At 51.6% G+C, this 18,118-nt stretch carries 17 protein-coding genes and 3 pseudogenes; 12 read left to right on the forward strand and 8 right to left on the reverse strand.

Going from position 1 to position 18,118, the window contains the following annotated elements; all coding sequences use genetic code 11:
* Nucleotides 1-53: 53 nt before the first annotated feature.
* Nucleotides 54-512 (forward strand): annotated as a pseudogene (locus FC75_RS05405) (transposase); the annotation flags it as partial.
* 43 nt (nt 513-555) lie between these two features.
* Here FC75_RS05405 and FC75_RS12990 read toward each other — a convergent pair.
* Nucleotides 556-636, reverse strand: coding sequence for a hypothetical protein (locus tag FC75_RS12990; protein WP_235808707.1), 81 nt, complete (start codon nt 634-636; stop codon nt 556-558).
* A 220-nt stretch (nt 637-856) separates the two neighbouring features.
* On the opposite strand from FC75_RS12990, the gene FC75_RS05410 reads away from it, so the two are divergent.
* Complete coding sequence (locus tag FC75_RS05410) at nt 857-1,618, forward strand: hypothetical protein (protein WP_056989338.1); 762 nt, start codon at nt 857-859, stop codon at nt 1,616-1,618.
* 123 nt (nt 1,619-1,741) lie between these two features.
* A complete protein-coding gene (locus FC75_RS12440) occupies nt 1,742-2,047 on the forward strand; it encodes an IS66 family transposase (RefSeq protein WP_082397649.1) in 306 nt (101 codons plus the stop codon).
* Here FC75_RS12440 and FC75_RS05415 read toward each other — a convergent pair.
* Nucleotides 2,043-2,561, reverse strand: a pseudogene (locus FC75_RS05415) (transposase); the annotation flags it as partial. The gene FC75_RS12440 and the pseudogene FC75_RS05415 overlap by 5 nt on opposite strands.
* Before the next feature lie 301 nt (nt 2,562-2,862).
* Between FC75_RS05415 and FC75_RS05420 the strand changes: the two are divergent.
* From FC75_RS05420 to FC75_RS05440, 6 genes and pseudogenes are all read left to right on the forward strand, one after another.
* The gene (locus FC75_RS05420; protein ID WP_003574021.1) at nt 2,863-3,783 is read left to right on the forward strand and encodes an IS30 family transposase; all 921 of its coding nucleotides are present in this window, start codon (nt 2,863-2,865) and stop codon (nt 3,781-3,783) included.
* 5 nt (nt 3,784-3,788) lie between these two features.
* Nucleotides 3,789-4,019, forward strand: a pseudogene (locus tag FC75_RS12785) (FtsX-like permease family protein); the annotation flags it as partial.
* A gap of 217 nt (nt 4,020-4,236) precedes the next feature.
* Entirely contained in the window at nt 4,237-4,635 is a 399-nt protein-coding gene (locus FC75_RS05425) for an RNA polymerase sigma factor (RefSeq protein WP_054661532.1), read from the forward strand.
* Nucleotides 4,636-4,653: 18 nt separating this feature from the next.
* Nucleotides 4,654-4,905: a helix-turn-helix domain-containing protein gene (locus tag FC75_RS05430; protein WP_056989339.1), complete on the forward strand. Its 252-nt coding sequence runs from the start codon at nt 4,654-4,656 to the stop codon at nt 4,903-4,905.
* 357 nt (nt 4,906-5,262) lie between these two features.
* On the forward strand, nt 5,263-5,511 hold the full coding sequence (locus tag FC75_RS05435) for a DUF3173 family protein (protein ID WP_056989340.1): 249 nt from the start codon (nt 5,263-5,265) through the stop codon (nt 5,509-5,511).
* 3 nt (nt 5,512-5,514) lie between these two features.
* Nucleotides 5,515-6,708: a site-specific integrase gene (locus tag FC75_RS05440; protein ID WP_054661538.1), complete on the forward strand. Its 1,194-nt coding sequence runs from the start codon at nt 5,515-5,517 to the stop codon at nt 6,706-6,708.
* Between the two features lie 64 nt (nt 6,709-6,772).
* Here FC75_RS05440 and guaA read toward each other — a convergent pair whose 3' ends face one another.
* The 4 genes from guaA to FC75_RS05460 all read right to left on the reverse strand — a co-directional run bounded on the left by guaA (nt 6,773) and on the right by FC75_RS05460 (nt 12,063).
* Entirely contained in the window at nt 6,773-8,323 is a 1,551-nt protein-coding gene (gene guaA / locus FC75_RS05445) for a glutamine-hydrolyzing GMP synthase (protein WP_056989341.1), read from the reverse strand.
* An 85-nt stretch (nt 8,324-8,408) separates the two neighbouring features.
* The gene (gene coaA / locus FC75_RS05450) at nt 8,409-9,335 is read right to left on the reverse strand and encodes a type I pantothenate kinase (RefSeq protein WP_054661541.1); all 927 of its coding nucleotides are present in this window, start codon (nt 9,333-9,335) and stop codon (nt 8,409-8,411) included.
* Nucleotides 9,336-9,412: 77 nt separating this feature from the next.
* Nucleotides 9,413-9,955, reverse strand: coding sequence for an HIT family protein (locus FC75_RS05455; RefSeq protein WP_054661544.1), 543 nt, complete (start codon nt 9,953-9,955; stop codon nt 9,413-9,415).
* Nucleotides 9,956-10,110: 155 nt separating this feature from the next.
* Nucleotides 10,111-12,063, reverse strand: coding sequence for a sucrose-specific PTS transporter subunit IIBC (locus FC75_RS05460; RefSeq protein ID WP_056989342.1), 1,953 nt, complete (start codon nt 12,061-12,063; stop codon nt 10,111-10,113).
* A gap of 157 nt (nt 12,064-12,220) precedes the next feature.
* On the opposite strand from FC75_RS05460, the gene FC75_RS05465 reads away from it, so the two are divergent.
* The 3 genes from FC75_RS05465 to FC75_RS05475 all read left to right on the forward strand — a co-directional run bounded on the left by FC75_RS05465 (nt 12,221) and on the right by FC75_RS05475 (nt 15,844).
* Nucleotides 12,221-13,660 (forward strand): sucrose-6-phosphate hydrolase, encoded by a 1,440-nt coding sequence (locus FC75_RS05465; RefSeq protein ID WP_056989343.1) that lies wholly within the window; start codon nt 12,221-12,223, stop codon nt 13,658-13,660.
* 11 nt (nt 13,661-13,671) lie between these two features.
* A complete protein-coding gene (locus tag FC75_RS05470) occupies nt 13,672-14,658 on the forward strand; it encodes a LacI family DNA-binding transcriptional regulator (RefSeq protein ID WP_056989344.1) in 987 nt (328 codons plus the stop codon).
* A gap of 169 nt (nt 14,659-14,827) precedes the next feature.
* Nucleotides 14,828-15,844: an NAD(P)-dependent oxidoreductase gene (locus FC75_RS05475; protein ID WP_056989345.1), complete on the forward strand. Its 1,017-nt coding sequence runs from the start codon at nt 14,828-14,830 to the stop codon at nt 15,842-15,844.
* 69 nt (nt 15,845-15,913) lie between these two features.
* Here the strand turns inward: FC75_RS05475 and FC75_RS05480 are convergent, their stop codons facing one another.
* Together FC75_RS05480 and FC75_RS05485 are read right to left on the reverse strand one after the other, a co-directional pair.
* Nucleotides 15,914-16,942 (reverse strand): branched-chain amino acid aminotransferase, encoded by a 1,029-nt coding sequence (locus FC75_RS05480; RefSeq protein WP_082397651.1) that lies wholly within the window; start codon nt 16,940-16,942, stop codon nt 15,914-15,916.
* Between the two features lie 314 nt (nt 16,943-17,256).
* Nucleotides 17,257-18,108 carry an SDR family oxidoreductase gene (locus FC75_RS05485; protein WP_054661556.1) on the reverse strand — a complete coding sequence of 284 codons (852 nt, stop codon included), beginning with the start codon at nt 18,106-18,108 and terminating at the stop codon, nt 17,257-17,259.
* Nucleotides 18,109-18,118 lie beyond the last annotated feature (10 nt).

Consider the following 18,118-nt stretch of genomic DNA (forward strand, 5'->3'; position numbering starts at 1 on the left):
CATGGCCTTTTTGGTCTAGTCGCTAAGGTGTTGCACTTGAATTGTAAACTGGGGCCCTTTTCGAAGGCCAAGATTTCGCAGCAACATTAGATCACTACTACGACCGACACGGTGATTACCCAGATGAAGTACTCGCAGACACGCTATATCGTAATCGGGCGAACTTGAAATTGTGCAAGGACCTAGGTATCAAGATCTATGGTCCCAAACTGGGTCGCCACCCAAAACATATCGATGCGAACCAACGTCGCAAAGATACCGACGCCGAGAATCGTCGTGGCGCCATTGAGTGCCGGTTTGCCTTTATGAAAGGCTCAGTGGGGCTTGATTTGGTGAACAGTCGAACTGCGGAATCACTAGTTGTAAAGATTGATGAAGCTGTTGTCTTGAGCAATGTGTTGGCCCTGATGCGGGTATTTGCGATACCAATTTTGATTTTGGCAGAATTTGAAGACGTGACCTACCAAATACGGTACAAATTTACTACAGGGCTCGAAGATATGGCGGCCTAGTTCAACAGCTACTAATTAGTCGTACAATTATGGAAGCTTATTTTTATGTTCTATATTTGACTAAAAGTAAGGGCGATAAAGCAAAAAATAACTGGGGTACGATAAAAGTACCGAAAGCCAACATTAATTGTAAAGCGTCCGACACGGGACACTTAGGCTACTCCTTTCGTTAGGATTTATGGGCTTTAAAGGTTTAACACCATAAGCACCACCTCCGATTGGAAATAGCCGCCGCCTTAACTTCTCTACTCAATCCATTATACAGATAAACCAGTAGTAACAACAATCTAGGCGGAGTGTTAATATTTATTTGACGTAGAAATAATTTAAAGGGGACGTTTAAAATGGTTGCACCTGCTTTATTGCAGTTTGTACCTAATGATGTTATTGCAAACAACTATCTACAAACTGATCTCTATTTAAAAGACGTTCTATGCTATAGAAAAGCTGAAAAGATGGTTACTGGTACTGTGCCCCCTAATCTAAAATTTGATGATTCAGAGGGAAAAGCTAAAAATTGGAGTTTGCTAAGGCATTGCTGTTTTGTTTCCTGCTTTACAATGCTAAGCGATAAGGATTTTAAAGATGGCTTTTTGGATCCTAACATCGTAGAAAAATTAAAAAAGGGAAATTTAGATAAAAATGGTAATAAAGTTAATAGGCCGTTTATAACCATTAGCGCAAAAAACAGTCCAAAATTACTGAATGAGTTATGTAAACAAGTTGGAGATTACTTGAAAGACAATAGCCTGAAAGGATCCGGACTATTTGCAAAAGTTGTGAATTATCTAAATGACGAGGATTACAAAAAAGCTGAGCTATACGAGGAAAATAATATATCAAAGATCAACGGGATCTTCATCAACAATGATACAAAAATGATCAGTCGATCCTCAATAACTGATACCTCGTTACAAAGTATATTACATTTTCTCTACTTAGTTAAACCCGCTTATTTCGAGGATCAACGAGAATATAGAGTGGGATTGGCTTTAGATGATTCTATAGATGCAAATGAGCTGCTTATTCCTATTCATGACTTAACAAAGTATGTTAAAGTACACAAATCTCAAGATATTAATAATTTAAGATTGGGAGATATATAAGCTCTTGGGGTATATTTTTACTAATTTTCATGAATGAAAATTGAACAAATTTGTATAGCAATTCTCTTATAAGCAAGGCCACTAGGGTATGGTGATACGTGGTCTGTTAAGTTTGCCCAGCACATTTATACCGGATTCACTGGTGTACTTCAGTGCGATGGTTATTCAGCCTATAACAGTTTGGGTGATTGCGTCACGAGAGTGGGGTGCTGGGCACATGTGCGGCGAAAGTTTTATGATGATGCCGTAAAGGTCAAGGAACAGTTTCGTTCAACGATACCCTTGGAGCTACTGAACAAGATGTTCAAGCTCGAGGAGCAATGGAAGAACCTAACTGCAGAGGAACGCCTGCGACATCGGCAGGCGGAGCTCAAGCCGTTGATTGATCAATTTTGGGTCTGGTGTGATTCAGCCAATCCGGCCGGTTAAGTCTGGCTTGATTGAGTAGCACAGTGTCTTGAGGATATTTAATCTTGATAGGAACTGCCGTCGCATCGGTGATCACGGTGTCGACCTTAAATGGCACCAGCGCTTCAATCTTAGCGCGCACAGTATCGTTGATGATGTCGGTAATCAGCGCCGAGATATCGGCGCTTCGCTTGCGAAAATGTGTCAAACTTGAATAGCTGAATGGTGCGACGGCTTTGTACTCAGAAAGACCCACGAAGTATTGGAGCGCTGGCGTATCGCAAATTGCCGCAACGACACCACGGTCAGTCAAGCCCATCCGCTGCGGGATCAAACTAGCGCCGTATAGTAAGCGAAAAGGCTTCGCTGCCCGGCCGGTATTCTTGGTGAACTCTAATTGGTATGCCTCATCAAGAGCTTTCCACGGCATGATGTCCGCCAATTGAACCCATTCGTTGTCCGAGCTAAGCGGTGTGCTCAAAGCGGCACCAAATGATGCAAATGAGAGTTGAAGTGGACTGTGACGATATGCCATAAGATAGCCTTCGAGAATTTTTTTAAGAAGTGCAAGGAAAACACGTCAGATCGGTGAATTTATATGGATTCAGTATAACGAAATAATGAACTTATTGGTTGACATGCTTGACTACTTAGATTTTTAGACAGTCACTATCTAGACGAGAAGTTCGCCGAACAATTAACAGCCAATTATTGACGGTGTTCTATCCTAGATTGCATAATTAAAGTTACCACCCAGAAAATGTGAAAAAAGACCTGTCCGTTCTTGCTAAAATGGTGTTTGCATAACATACCATCTAGAGAGAAGGACAGGTCCCATGGCCATTATAACCTTAATTGAACGATCTCAGATAGAACTGATGCAACACCACACGATTCAATACATCGCCGCGACCTTAGGCCGCTCTCGTATTTCTATTAGGCATGAGCTTCACCGTTGCCCTGAAGGTGATTACTGCGCCATTATAGCTCAGGATCATGCCGATACTTGTCGGCATCGTTGTGGTCGGCACTCGATTTTAACGCCTAAGTTGAAGCGGATGGTAACTGAGAAGCTAAACCTAGGTTGGTCCCCTGAAATGGTCGGTTATGCCGTTCACTGTGCGCCACACACGATTTACCACTGGATTTATCAAAGACAAGTCGATTTTCAGCCAAGCCAACTCTTTGATCACGGTAAACGTCATAAAAGAAGACAAGACCTTCGGTCGCGCTATAACCAAGCAGTAGGCACCTCAATTGAGATTCGCAGTGAGTCAGCTAATCGGCGAACCGAAAAAGGACATTTAGAGATGGATACAGTTCGCGGTGGTCGCGGGTCAAAGGCTGCTGTTTTGACCATTGTCGATCGGGTGACACGTTTAATGGCGACAACTAAGCTTGAAAACTTATCACAAAATGCTGTTCTTAAGGGATTTGCAAGACTGATGGTGGACTTTCCGGGTCCGGTTCGATCAGTGACGGTTGATCACGGTAAAGAGTTTTCCTGCGATCAGGCGCTTACAAAGCGCTATCGGATACCGGTTTACTTTTGCCACGCCTATCACCCGAATGAACGGGGCACAAATGAACGGTTCAATCGAGAACTTCGCTACTATTTCCCGAAGGGAACACAGTTTGATCAGGTTTCAGAGACCGATATTCAACAAGCCACAGCGCTTATCAATAACAAACCTAGAAAATGTCTCCGTTGGCAAACCCCAGTTCAAGCAGTGAGCAAGCCTCTTTCTAGGTGGTAACTTTATTATTGCAATCTAGGTATTTGCCCCTGCTAGTTGCGATCATCCACGTAGGCGTTGCATTACCCTTTGTTCAGCGTCTACTACACGTCTTCGGTCTCACAAACTGGCACTTCTTCCTCAATGTCTCGCTGATCACATTGGCCATTCTGGCGCTAGTATACGTTCTTGTCTACAAACTGACCGGAAATATCTACTACCGGGTTGTTTCCGAACGACAACCATCCTCTCGATAAGGATCTCTCCCACGGACAGCTCAAAACACTTATCTCATAAGCTATCGATCAAGAATCGACCTGTATGCATTCACTGCTACCGGTCGATTCTTTTTTCGTGCAGCAATTCTCCATCAGGTAATTCGTCAAAGAAATATTTGGGAATCGCTTTCATAAGCGACCGAAAAAATTGTCTGGAATTATGTAGCCCAATAAATCAAACGAGGAGGATAACCCAATGAGTAGTGAGCAAGAAGTGACACGAATGTTTATTCGCTATGTACAACAAGCCCTCAAAAATGAACGAATCAATCGGTATAAGGCCTCTCTTCGGCGAATCAAGGAAACACCACTGGAGGCCTGGCTACTGGAAGAAATCGAAGATCCCTATCATCTCGATGAATTCAGGTTGACCAATGAGGAAATCGAGCATCTTGAAGATTTCATCGAAAGTGAGAAGTTATCAAGAGCAGTTTCCACACTTTCTTCAACGGATAAAACGGTCTTGTATCAATATTATTATGGCGAACTCAACGACGTCGAAATTGGCAACCGTAGTGGCAAAACAAGTCAAGGAGTAAATTATCGGCGTCAGCGTGCACTAGAACGAATTCGGGTAGCATACACAAATCTGTAATGGATGCGGAGGTATTCGATGCATTACTCAGAGATCGATAACCTAGTACCGGTTATTTTAGCAGTTCAGGAGGAGGACAACGACGCTATTACGCTCTTGCTTGAATTATTTGGTCGTGATATTGACTACGAGGCCAGATACGGGCAACGGCATATTGATCCGGATTTGAGGCAAGAGCTTCAAATCAAACTGATCTACATTGCAAAGTGTTTCGATGTTGAGAAACACCTTGCAATATCTTCAAAAAAAACCGGTCAGAAAAAAACATAATCTTTTTTTGCCATTTCTTTCATTTCGACCCGCTTTCATTGTCTGTATATACGAAGCGGGTTTTTATTTTCCCGCCAACGTTCTTTGACAACTGAATACCATCATTCAGCAACGAAGGCCCCAAAACGCCACGACCTCTCACGAGCGAGCGACTAACCCAGTGAGCCGGATACTTGCACGTCACCCTGACGAAACAAGGGAGAGAGGCTCTATTTAAGATCCTCGATAGCCGGTTGGAACCGGGCTGAATGATGACGAAACACGTATTGTTTTTTGCACCAGGTATTGTTGCAAGTAACTTTTGGATGGTAGACTGGAGCATCGGTACGATCCGTGCTCCCCGGAAAGGAGAAGAATATGGTTCACGTGATCACGATGACGAAACACGAACTGGTTGCTCTTGGGTATGGTGCCTCACGCGCACAGGACATTATTAGACGCGCTAAGCTGCTGATGGTACGTAAAGGTGTTCCCTACTACAAAAGCCCGAAGCTCGGACGCGTACCGGTAACTGCTGTTGAAGAAATACTGGGTCTCCAAATTAGCACTCGCACGTTGGCGGAACTCGCCAAAACCATGCACTCCGAAGCACCAAAGGAGAAATAAAACATGGCTACAACAACAGACCCAATCAAAACACGCAAGAATGGTACTTTCTACTTCCGCGCCTACCTCGGTGTTGACCCTAAAACAGGCGAGAAGATCCAGAAGCAGGTTGGTGGCTTCACGACACGTCGTGATGCACGCAAAGCCTACAAGGAAATGGTCGGTGGCAGTGTAGAGGAAGTTGTCGCGGAACGTGACCAACAACACATTCAATTCAAACAATTCTGGGAAGAATTCTTTCTTCCGTGGTACAAGAATCAAGTGAAGCCACAGACCTACGACAGTCGGCGTTCCAGTTTGAAGCACTTCAAGATGTTTGAGCACATGTACATGGACAAGATCAAGCCGGTGGACATACAGAAATGGCAGAACCAAATGACCTGTCAAGTAAGTAAAAGCTACACCCGCTTAGTCCAATGCATGCTATCACGCGTCTTCCAACGAGCTATTGTGCTTGGCTTCATGAACGAGAACCCCACTAAGACTGTCGGCAACGTTAAGAAAGTGAAAAACCAAGTGGATTTCTGGACGAAGGAAGAATTCGAGGCGGTCATCAAGACCTTCTATATCGAAGACTTCTACCAGCACTTCTGCTTCTTCACCCTGTGGTTTCTGTTTATGACTGGCATGCGCATCGGTGAAGCAACCGCCCTGCAGTGGGACGACATCGACTTTGAGGAAGGCACAGTTCGGATCAACAAGACGCTGTGGTTACGCAGCTACACGAACTACTCCTTCTCCACACCGAAGACCAAAGCCAGCAATCGCACGATTCCACTGGACGCAAAAACGCTTGAGCTTCTCTCCGATTGGAAGAAAACACAAGCGCTTGAGTGTAAAACTGATTTTGTTCTATCGTTCAACGGCGTTCCTACTCGCCGCGATCTGGTCATGCGAATCATTAAACGGCATGCAGCTCTGGCAGGAGTTCATCGCATCCGCGTTCATGCTTTACGGCATTCACATGCTTCGTTATTGATCAGTCTGGGTGAGAACCCACTGGTGATTAAAGAACGCCTCGGCCACGAAGATATTCAGACGACGCTCGGAACTTACGGGCACTTATATCCGAATATGAACTTTGAGGCCGCCAAACGGCTGAATGGTCTAGTCGAAATTTCGACCGCTAAATCAGACGTGGCGCAGGTTCAAAACAACGGTGTTACCGCTGGACTTGCACCAGAAGTTGCACGATAGTTGCACGAACGGGTTAGGCAGTCATCAAAACGTTGATATACCGGCATTTATAAGCCGATTCTGTCTATTCCCACTCGACGGTTGCCGGCGGCTTCGAGGTGATGTCGTAGACCACGCGATTAACGTGAGCGACCTCGTTGACGATACGGGCCGAGATCTTTTGCAACACGTCCCAGTCGATGCGCGCAAAGTCTGCCGTCATACCATCAATTGAGGTGATGGCACGAATGGCAATGGTGTAGTCGTACGTCCGGCCATCTCCCATCACGCCGACAGAACGGAAACCAGGCAGGACGGTGAAGTACTGCCAGATTTTCTCTTGCAGGCCGGCCTTGGCGATTTCATCGCGCAGGACCCAGTCGGATTCGCGAACGATTTCCAGCTTGTCCTTGGTGACTTCGCCGAGAACACGGATACCTAACCCTGGGCCTGGGAACGGCTGACGCCAGACCAAGTCATGCGGCAAGCCGAGGCGTTCGCCCAACTCGCGGGCCTCATCCTTAAACAGCTTGTTCAGCGGCTCGATCAGCTTGAACTTCAGATCCTTTGGCAGGCCGCCGACGTTGTGGTGAGACTTGATGGTCTGCGCCGTGTCAGTGCCGGACTCGACCACGTCAGTGTACAGTGTTCCCTGGGCCAGGTACTCGATGCCGTGCAGCTTGCGCGCTTCGTCGTTGAAGACCTCGATGAAGTCGCGACCGATAATCTTACGCTTTTGCTCGGGATCGGTGACCCCTTTGAGGTCACCCAAGAAGCGATCAGCCGCGTTGACCTTGATGATTTTCACACCGAGACGACCATTGAGGCTTTCCATCACCTGGTCGGCTTCGTTCTTGCGCAGCAGGCCGTGATCCACAAAAATGCAGGTCAGCTGTTCGCCGATGGCCTTGTGCAGCAACGCGGCCACCACTGAGCTGTCGACGCCGCCGGACAGGCCGAGCAGGACTTGCTTATCCCCGACTTCGGCGCGAATCGACGCGATTTGATCATCGATGAAGTCACCCATGTTCCAGTTGGCCTTGGCACCGCAAACGTCAAAGGCAAAATGGTGCAGGATCTCATGGCCGTACTTGGTGTTTTGAACTTCGGCGTGGAACTGGATGCCGTAAAACTTGCGCGCATCGTCGTCCATCGCAGAAATTGGGCAGTTGTGTGAGGTCGCAGTCACGCGGAATCCGGCCGGCGCCTTTTGCACTAAGTCGCCGTGACTCATCCACACCGTCTGCTTGTCCGGTAAATCTTGGAAAAGCTTGGCGGTTTTGTCCGTCACGGTAATATCGACCTTGCCGTATTCGCGGTTGTCAGCCGGTTCGACGTCGCCACCGAGACGTTGCGCCATCAGCTGCATGCCGTAGCAGACGCCAAGGATCGGAATGCCGAGTTCAAAAATCTCGTTGTCCACGCCCAGTGCGCCGTCGTCGTAGACCGAGTTTGGCCCGCCGGAGAAAATGATGCCTTTTGGCGCAATTTTGCGGACTTCCGCCGCGGTGATGGTATGCGGTTTGAGTTCGGAATAGACCCCGAACTCGCGGATGCGCCGCGTGATCAGCTGATTGTACTGACTCCCATAATCAAGGACGATGATCTTGTCATAATCCTGGCCCTGGTTTGCCAAGTGTGCCCACACTCCCTTGTTTTTGAATTGTTACTACTATACGGAAAATTCGCGCGCTGGTCAATTTTCAATGAGAAGAACCTCATCAATTGAACTTGCGCAGCGCGACCTGATCGATCAAATGATTCGCGGTTTTGTGGAGAATCACGTCCGCCCGATTTTTGGTCGGCAGAATGTACTCGTTCAGGTTCTTGAGGTTGACGTCGCGCCAAACCTCTTTGGCCATTTTAAACGCATCGTCGCGGTTGCCGATCGCATACTGGTAATAGTAGTTGGTCGGATCGGTGAACGCCGTGTCCAGCAGCATGCCGAACCGCTCCAAGTACCACTGCTCAATGTTTTTGGGGTCGGCATCGACATAAATCGAAAAGTCAAAGTAGTCGCTGATGTAAATCGGCTGCTGGCTCGGCAGCTGCAAGACGTTGATGCCTTCAACAATCAGGATGTCCGGGTGGTCGATGACCTCTTCCTCACCCGGCACGATGTCATAGATCTGATGACTGTACTTCGGCGCCCGCACGATCCCGTTGTTATTCTTAACGTTGTTGAGAAAATGGATCAGCAGGTCCATGTCGTAACTTTCCGGAAACCCTTTGCGGTCCAGAATACCACGCTTTTCCAGTTCGGCGTTCGAGTAGAGAAAACCGTCAGTGGTGATCATCTGAATGCGTCTATCCGGATACGCGCGCGAAAGCAGCAGCTGCAGCAGCCGCGCCGTTGTGCTTTTGCCCACGGCCACCGAGCCGCAAATGCCAATGATGAACGGATGGCTGTGGTAGGACAGACTTAGAAACTGGGCCAGCGTGCGCTCGTCGTCTTGGTAATCCTTGTACCGAATGTGAATCAGGTGCCGCAACGGCGAGTAAATCGTCTTCACGTCGTCCATGCTGATGACATCGTTCAGCGAACGCAACTGCGCCAACTCTTCATCGGTAACCGAGGCAAAGTTGTGCGCGTGAAAGTTCGCCCATTCCGCACGGCTGAACTTGTAGTAATTCATTTCTGATTCCATAACGACTCCTTGATACTGATTTACTGTCTAGTTTAGCGCTTTCGCGACGGCTTGTGGGCCTTACAAGTGAAAAAGCCTCAGTCCGTCGGCTGTTGGCCGGCCTGACCGCTCCGGGCGGTGTCGCTCAGCGTCAAGTCGTGCACTGCACCAAGCTCACCGACACGTGTAAGCAGAACCGCGTCAAGTGCCTGGTTCAGTGCGGCTTTCAGTTTGCCAAGCCACACTGGGTCGGCTGCCACGTCATCACCGTAAAGTTGTTCCATCGGGGTCCACCACACTGGACCGGGCTTGGCCGTGTCCCCGGCATGACGCGGAAAAAGGTGCCAGTGCACATGGGCATCCCCGTTGCCAAGCAGCTCGATGTTCATCTTGTCGGCATGAAATGCCTGACTGCAGGCCTCTGCCACCAAGCTCATCTCCTCGAGAAACACCAACTTGGTCTTGGGGGCCAACTCATGCAGTTCCGTGACGTGGCCCTTGGCTAAAAACAACGTGTAGCCCTCAAAGTACTGGCTGTCCGCCAGCACCACATAGCCGGTGGCAAGCTCTCGCACTAAGTATGGGTTCTCATTCTGGCGAATGGCGGCAATTCTCTGGCAAATCAGACAATCTTTTGGCATCGCAAACCTCCGTGGAACAATCTGTTTGCCTTCACTTTAGCCCTTCCCTTTGGCGAATACCAACTGTATCCATCGCATGCGCACGTTCACACGCAAAAGCCACGCGCGACTCCAGAAGGACCGAAGTTGCGCGTGGCTTAGTTAATGGCTTGGACTCACAGCGCGGCAGCTGGCTGCTTACCTGGGGATTGAGTCAGTGTCACCAGCGGCTGATCGTGCTCAACCTGTGCGGACTCAATCGGGGCCACCTCGCCAAACGCTGGTGTGTTGGTGACGACGACCATCACGGTGGCATCGTACCCCGCCGCTTTGATTGCAGCAAAGTCCGCAGTTCCCAGCACATCGCCGACCTGAACCCGCTGGCCGGGCATGACCCGACTGCTAAAATACTGACCATTGAGTTTAACGGTGTCGATCCCCAGATGGATAAGGACCTCCGCACCGTCATCTGCCTTGATCCCATAGGCGTGCATCGTCGAATCGGCGACGGTAATGGTCCCGGTGACAGGCGCATAAATCATATTGTCGGTGGGCGTAATGGCCGCGCCCTTGCCCATCATTTCTGTGGCGAAGACTTGGTCCTTCACGGCCTTCAGACTCACCGGCAGGCCAGACACTGGGGCCATGATCATTCCGTCGCTGACAGCTGGAGCGGCGGGATCCGTTGGGGCTTGCACTGGCTCATCCGACTGTCCTACTGCTAACCTTCGACCGTAAACGTACGTACCAGTGAACGCCACCGCAATGCTCAGCGCAATGGCCAAGAAGAACGGCCCGTAGTACTCAACAGGGAAGGAGATGAACCCGATCACGCCGGCCGCCCCTAACGCACTGGAGCGAATACCGAACAGCCCAACGATAAAGCAACCCACCGCACTGCCGATCAGCGCAATGAAGAACGGGTAGCGCTTCTTCAGGTTGACCCCGAAAATCGCCGGTTCCGTAATGCCCAACAGTGCAGAAACGCCGGAGGATGACGCGAGCCCTTTTTCCTTCTTGTCCTTGGTCAGGAAGAAGATGGCCAGACAGGCAGCCCCTTGCGCTGCGTTGGCCATCGAGGCAATGGGGAAGAAAAAGTCCCCGCCCGTTTTGGCAATGTCCGCCAGCAGCTGGGTCTCAATGGCCGGGAAGCTCTGATGGAGCCCGGTGATCACAATTGGGGAATACACTAGGCCGAACACCGTTGATCCAATGAACCCGGACGCATCATACAGCGCCACCAAGCCGTTGGTGAGGCCGTCGCCAACCAGGCGCAGCACTGGCCCGACAAACGCGAACGTGATGAACGCCGTGAAGATAATACTGATCATCGGCGTGAAGATGAAATCCAAAGTTGCCGGCATCTTGCCGTGCAGCCATTTTTCCACCACTGCCAAGATCAGGACGGCCACTAACACCGGCAGCACCTGACCCTGATAACCAGCCTCGGCAATGTTCCAGCCAAAAATGTTCCAGTAAGTCATCTTCCCGGTGGCCAGCGCGTTGGCCACATCATAGCCGTTAACCAGCGACGGCATCACCATGATCATCCCCATGGTCGCGCCCAGGAAAGCGTTGCCCCCAAAGCGCCGAGCGGCGGAGAAGCCGAGAAGAATTGGCAGAAACGCAAACGGCGCAGAGGCGAAGGTGTTGATCATGCCGGCAATGCCACTGATACCGGGATACATATCGACCAATGACTTAGCACTGAACAGCCCCGGTGACGTCAGCACATTGTTGACGGCCATGAGCAGCCCGCCAGCGACTAAAGCCGGAATCAGCGGAACAAAAATATCAGACAGGACTTTGACTAACGCCATCAACGGATTGGCCTTTTTGCCATTGGCGGCAACAGCCTTCAAATCGTCGGTTGTGGCCTCCTTGAGACCGGTCAACTTGATCAGTTCAGCGTACACTTTGTCGACGTCCCCAGGGCCAATAATGATTTGATACTGACCGTTCACCCGGAACGTGCCTTTCACTGCCGGATTGGCGTCCAAGGCCTGCTGATCGATTTTACTTTCGTCTTTCACGACTAACCGCAGCCGGGTGGCACAATGGGCAGCTGCCACAATATTATGTTCGCCGATCTCAGCCAGAATATCCTTGGCCGCTTGACGATGATCCATGATAATTCCCCCATTTCTTTTTTGCTTACTGGTTGAGCATAGGTTAAGTGTAATCGCCTCCAAAACGAATTGTCAAACGTTTAGCATTTCTTGCAATAGCATGCGTAAATCATGCTAAAATAGTCATGTAAACGTTTGTCAATCAGGAGGTGATCACGTGCTTGAAGGGAACTCTGACCTGCGCTCCACCCCTTATCAAAATTACTCACCAGCCTACTTGGCCACCCTTGAGGCCCAGCAGCAGCGTTCACGGTGGCGCTTAGGCTACCACATTCAACCGAGAAGTGGCTTGATCAACGATCCCAACGGTTTTGCCTACTTCGCCAATCAGTGGCACCTGTTTAAACAGCAATTCCCATTTGGGCCAGTGCATGGGCTCAAATCTTGGGGCCACTTGACCAGCAACGATCTCGCGCACTGGCAAGATCAGGGGACCGCGCTTCACCCCCACTCCCCTTACACGACTAATGGCGTCTACTCAGGCTCGGCGCTACCAGTCAAAGACCGGTTATTCATGATGTACACCGGTAACGTGAGAACCGCGGACGGCGGCCGCCGCACCACGCAGCTTGGCGCTTGGATGGAGCGGTCCGGGCACATCACCGAGCTGGCTGAGCCATTGATCGCAGAGCCGCCAGCCGGCTACACCTCGCATTTTCGCGATCCTCAGCTCATTGAACACAATGGCACCTACTACGCGTTGATTGGCGCTCAACGTGCAGATAAGCAAGGACAGATTCTTTTGTATACGGCTGCTGCCCCCACCGGCCCCTGGCAGCTCATCGGCCCCCTTGATTTTGGCCGGACCACACTGGGAGAAATGATCGAGTGTCCCAATCTCGCTTTCGTTGACGGCCAAGTCGCATTGCTGTTTTGTCCTCAAGGCATGGCGCAACGCGACTGCGCGTACCAGAATGTTTATCCCAACACGGTGGTGGTGGCCGCCGGCATTGACTGGCAAAACGCGGCTTTGATTGTTCCTAGTCCCCTGCGCTTGCTGGATGAAGGTTTTGATGCCTACGCCGGCCATGTGGTAAATAGACCGAACGGGGAGGCTTTAATGATTGCCTGGATGGGCCTGCCCGACCTCTCCTATCCCAGCGACCAGGAGGGCTGGCAGGGATGCTATAGTCTCGCGCGCCGATTGGGGATTCGAAATGGCCGCCTTCACCAGGTACCAATCGATGAGCCGCTGCTTGGGCCCCCGTTCGCGCCGCTGCATGATAAACTAAACCTGCAGGAAGTGATCACGCTGACCACTGCCGCGCACCGCAGCGGTCAGATCCGGCTTGGCAACGCGCAAGAGAGCCTGAGCTTAACCATCGATTCGGCAGCCCAGGCGCTGACCATTGACCGGACTGAAACCGGCGTGCCTTTCGCCTTGCAGTACGGTACAAAGCGAACGGTGCCGCTCGCTGCCGGGCCTCAGCGGCTCCAATTGTGGCTGGATCATTCTAGTTTTGAGCTGTCGGTGGCGAATGGCCAGCACTTCGCCTCTGGTCGGATTTTTCCTCAGGTCAGCGCACCATGGCGCATGACCGCAGATACTGGCTTAGTGACGGCCGCCACTGGTCGTCGTCTGAATAATATGAGTTAAAGGAGCAGCCAATGGCAAAATTAGCGGATGTCGCGGCACTGGCCGGCGTGTCGATTACGACGGTATCGCGCGTGATCAATAATTACGGGGCAATTTCTGCCAAAACGCGAACCAAAGTCCAGAGCGCGATGAAAGAACTAAATTACCAGCCAAATTCGCTGGCCCGCTCGCTGCAAGGTAAGCGCACCAAGCTGATCGGCCTGATTTTTCCTGGCGTTAGCAACCCGTTCTTCGGCGACTTAGTTCAATGCCTGGAGAATCAGCTGTTTGATCAGGGGTACCGGGTGATTCTCTGTAACTCCGCAAACAACGCGGAGAAAGAGGCCGCTTATGTTCGAATGCTACTCGCAAACCAAGTCGATGGGATCATCTCTGGCACCCACAACCTGACCATCAAAGAATACGAGGCAATTGCTGCCCCAGTCATTGCATTTGACCGCCACCTCGGCACCACGATTCCAATCGTCTCCTCGGACAACTTCGAGGGGGGCCGCCTGGCGACCAATGCACTGGTCAAAACCGGCGCTCGAAACATCTGGATCGTGACTGGCGCTAATCGACCACTTAGCCCGACCAATGAACGGCTGCGCGGTTATCAGGCGGTCATGCGCCAAAGTGCTCTAACACCGCACGTCCTGGAGTTACCCTTCAGCATGTCAGCGCAACTCAAGTGGGTGCGACTTCAGCAATTGATTCAGACGCAACGACCGGAGGCGGTGTTTGCCACCGATGATCTCACCGCCTTGATGATTGAGGAAATCGCCAGAACCCAAAAAGTGGCCATCCCCGGTCAACTCAAACTCATTGGCTACGATGGGACGGCGGCAGTCAGAACGACCCACCCCGGGCTCGCCACGATTGTTCAGCCGATCTCCGCCCTCAGTAAGCTGATGATCGACTTACTGACGACCCGCATCGAAGATAAGAATGCCACTCTCGAATCGCAATATGTCCTGCCGGCCGAGTTGCATGCCGGCACGACGCTGCTTGGGGATTAATCAAGCTGCCCGCGCGACTGGGTCACTTCACAGGCGTGGCGGCAGTTTTTTTACCCTGATGCAAAATAATTCAAAGAATTGTCAAAGGCCAAGTGTTGCCGCTTCCATTTTCTGGCTTGAACCTGATAAACTGAGGTTTCTATCCCAACCCGGAAGGAAGTCATTCCTCATGAAAATTACCGCCTTCGGGGTGCGGCCGGACGAGCGCCAGCACCTCGAACGATGGGCACGGCAGCATGGCGACGACCTCGTGCAAACGTCTGCGCTGCTGACGCCTGACACAGTGGCCAAAGCGGCAGGCAGCGCAGGTATCAGTTGTTTCCAAACGGTGCCTTACGAAGCCGCCGTTTTCAAGACCATGCGCAAACTGGGCATCAACGCGTTAGCACTGCGAAACACCGGGGTCGATAATGTCGACTTTGGCGCCGCGCAGCACTATTGCATTCACGTGACCAATGTCCCCGCATACTCCCCCAACGCCATCGCGGAATTTGCGTTGACGGACATGCTTTACTTGCTGCGCCAAACCGGACTCGTGCAACGCGATTTGCACCAAAATCACTACCAAACCGCGACGACGCACATTGGCCGCGAGCTGCGTCACACCAAGGTCGGCGTCATCGGGACCGGCCGCATCGGTCGCACCTTGATCGCCATTTTAAACGGCATTGGCGCAAAGGTCTTGGCCTTTGACCCGCACCCGCCAAGCGACCCCCACCTGATTTTTGAACCGGTCACCTTTCAGCAGTTGCTCCACGAAAGCGACATTGTGACCCTTCACATTCCCGGCACCCCTGAAAACACCCACCTGATCGACGAAGCGGCCATTGCCACGATGAAGCCTGGCGCGCTGCTGATCAACACCGGCCGGCCGAACCTGATCGACACCAGCGCAATGCTTGCCGCCTTGCGCACCGGCCAACTTGGCGGCGTCGGCATCGACACTTTTGAGCACGAAACCGAGGACCTGCTGGCCCTGGCTGAACACGGCCGCTTTACCGACCCGCAGTGGCAGGCGCTGCTCGCAATGCCCAACGTCATCCTGTCGCCGCACATCGCCTACTACACGGAAACTGCGGTCCGTAATATGTGCGACACCGCAATGCAGGCCCTGCACGACCTCGCCGAACAGCAAACCAGCGACTGCGAAGTCTACCCGGCAGCCGGCATGCGCAAGGCTCAGTAGCAATCAAAAAGACGCATCACGCTTGGCAGCGTTAACGTTGCTGCGGCGTTGGTGCGTCTTTTTTCACTGCTAATCCAGCGAAACCGGCACGGTCCAGCCGGCCGGCGCTTCTCGGTCGCCGAACTGAATCCCGGTCAATTCATCGTAAAGCTTGTGGGTCATTGGCCCGATGCCACCATCGCCGAACTGGTGAACTTGACCGTTGTAGGTGATGCTGGCAATCGGGGTGATCACCGCGGCCGTTCCGCACGCCCCGGCCTCGCCGAATTGATCCAAGCTGTCAATGGAAATGCGCGTCTCCTCGGCATCGAGCCCGAACCGATCACGCGCCAGCGCCAGCAGTGACCGCCGTGTGATACTTGGCAAAATCGACGGCGACTTCGGGGTCAGAAACTTCTTCTCATCCTTGGTAATGCCAAAGAAATTGGCACTTCCGACCTCTTCGATGTACTTGTGTTCGATTGGGTCGAGGTAAATGGCATCACCGTAGCCGTGTTCGTGCGCGTACTTGCCCGCCTGCAAGCTAGCGGCATAGTTGCCGCCGACCTTGCTTTGGCCGGTGCCGTAATGGGCAGCGCGATCGGCGTGGTTGGCGACCATAAACTTAGTTGGGACCATCCCGCCCTTGTAGTAAGCGCCCACCGGCATGGCGAAGATCGTGAATAAGTACTCCTTGGCCGGCGCGACCCCGATGTTTGGGCCCACCCCAAGCAGCAGTGGCCGCAGGTACAGCGTGGCGCCGGTGCCGTACGGCGGCACGTAATCCGCATTGGCAGCGACGACTTGCTTGGCAGCATCCAGGAATTGCGTCTGACTCAGCGGCGGCATCAGCAGCTTTTCGGCAGAATCGTGGAGCCGCTGCGCGTTTAGGTCCGGCCGAAACAGCTGAATCTCCCCGCTTTTGGTGCGGTAGGCCTTCATTCCTTCAAAAGCGGACTGGCCGTAATGCAGCGCCGGGCTACCCACGTTCAGTGTCAGCTCATTACCCTGCACCAGGCCGCCCTGATCCCACGCGCCATCTTGATAGTGCGCCTCGTAGCGGTAAGGCAATTCCATGTAGTTAAAGCCTAGACCATTCCAGTCGATATCCACAGCCAATTCGACACCCTCCTGTTTTCTCGTCATGCATTCTCCCTGTGCATCTTAAACGATATGCTGGATCAGCTCAAGGCCTCTTGTCAGCTAACCTAACAGGAATGAAAATTTATCAGCGTTCTAAGGCTTAATCAACACCCGCTCACCTTGTGGTTAAGCATCAGTCTCTGCCGCAGAATAAAGAGTGTATTCACCCAATAAAAAAGCCTCGGCCTGTGGTCATTCCCACATTCCGAAGCTTTTGATGATTAGCCAACGAGTTGGCTAGTGATTTAACCCGCGGCCTTTGAAAAAGACCGCTTTAGCGAGTAGTAACCTTACAGATCTAATTCCCGCTTCAAGTACTGCTTGAAGGTCGTCGGCTTGCGGCCGAGCAGCCACTCCAGCACGCTGGTATTGCCATCCAGGCCCCAGTTCGTGTAGGTGTCGGCCAGGTGAGTCAGGCCATTACGTGAAACGATGTCGTTAATGTGCATCATATCGAGGAACTTTTCGATTGGGACGTAAACGGCCTTGGCGTCCTTGCCAGTGACCTCGTTGAACATGTCAACGCACTCCTGGTTGGAGATCAGCCCGGTGCCAACCAGTTCGTAGTCGGCCTTGTTGTACTTCTCGGGATCGCCAACCACCTTGGCCAGCACTTCCGCGACATCAGCCGGATCGACCCAAGCCACCAGCTTCTTGTCAACTGGGAAAAACATGTCGTACTCGTTCGTCTTCATGACCAGTTGCGGCGGGAAATTGTACATGTAGTGCGTCGGCTTGAGAATCGTGTATGGCATGCCGGTGCTCATCGCCGTGTACAGTAGGTGCTCCTCGATCTTCCGCTTAGTCGTGTGCTGAAGCAGTGTGCTCAAAATCGAGTGAATCACGGAAATCAGCACGAACTGTTTGACTTTCGCCTTCGCTGCCAAATCAATGAATGAGTTTGCGACCTGATCATCCTGCGCATTGTAAATGGGTGGAATGTAGACGATTTGGTCCGCGTTAGCGATCAACTCCTTTTGGAAAGCCAAATCGCCGAGATCGCCGACCATGGCCTTCTTGATTCCTGGCAAGTCCTTCACCTTAGGATTAATATCTGTTGCAACAACATCAAACCCGCGGTCAACTAGTCCCTTAACCATTACGGAACCGGCATTGCCCGCAGCACCTGTGACTAATATCATAGCGAAAATC

The sequence above is a fragment of the Lacticaseibacillus camelliae DSM 22697 = JCM 13995 genome, from assembly GCF_001436615.1.
In the GTDB taxonomy this organism is placed as follows: Bacteria; Bacillota; Bacilli; order Lactobacillales; family Lactobacillaceae; genus Lacticaseibacillus; species Lacticaseibacillus camelliae.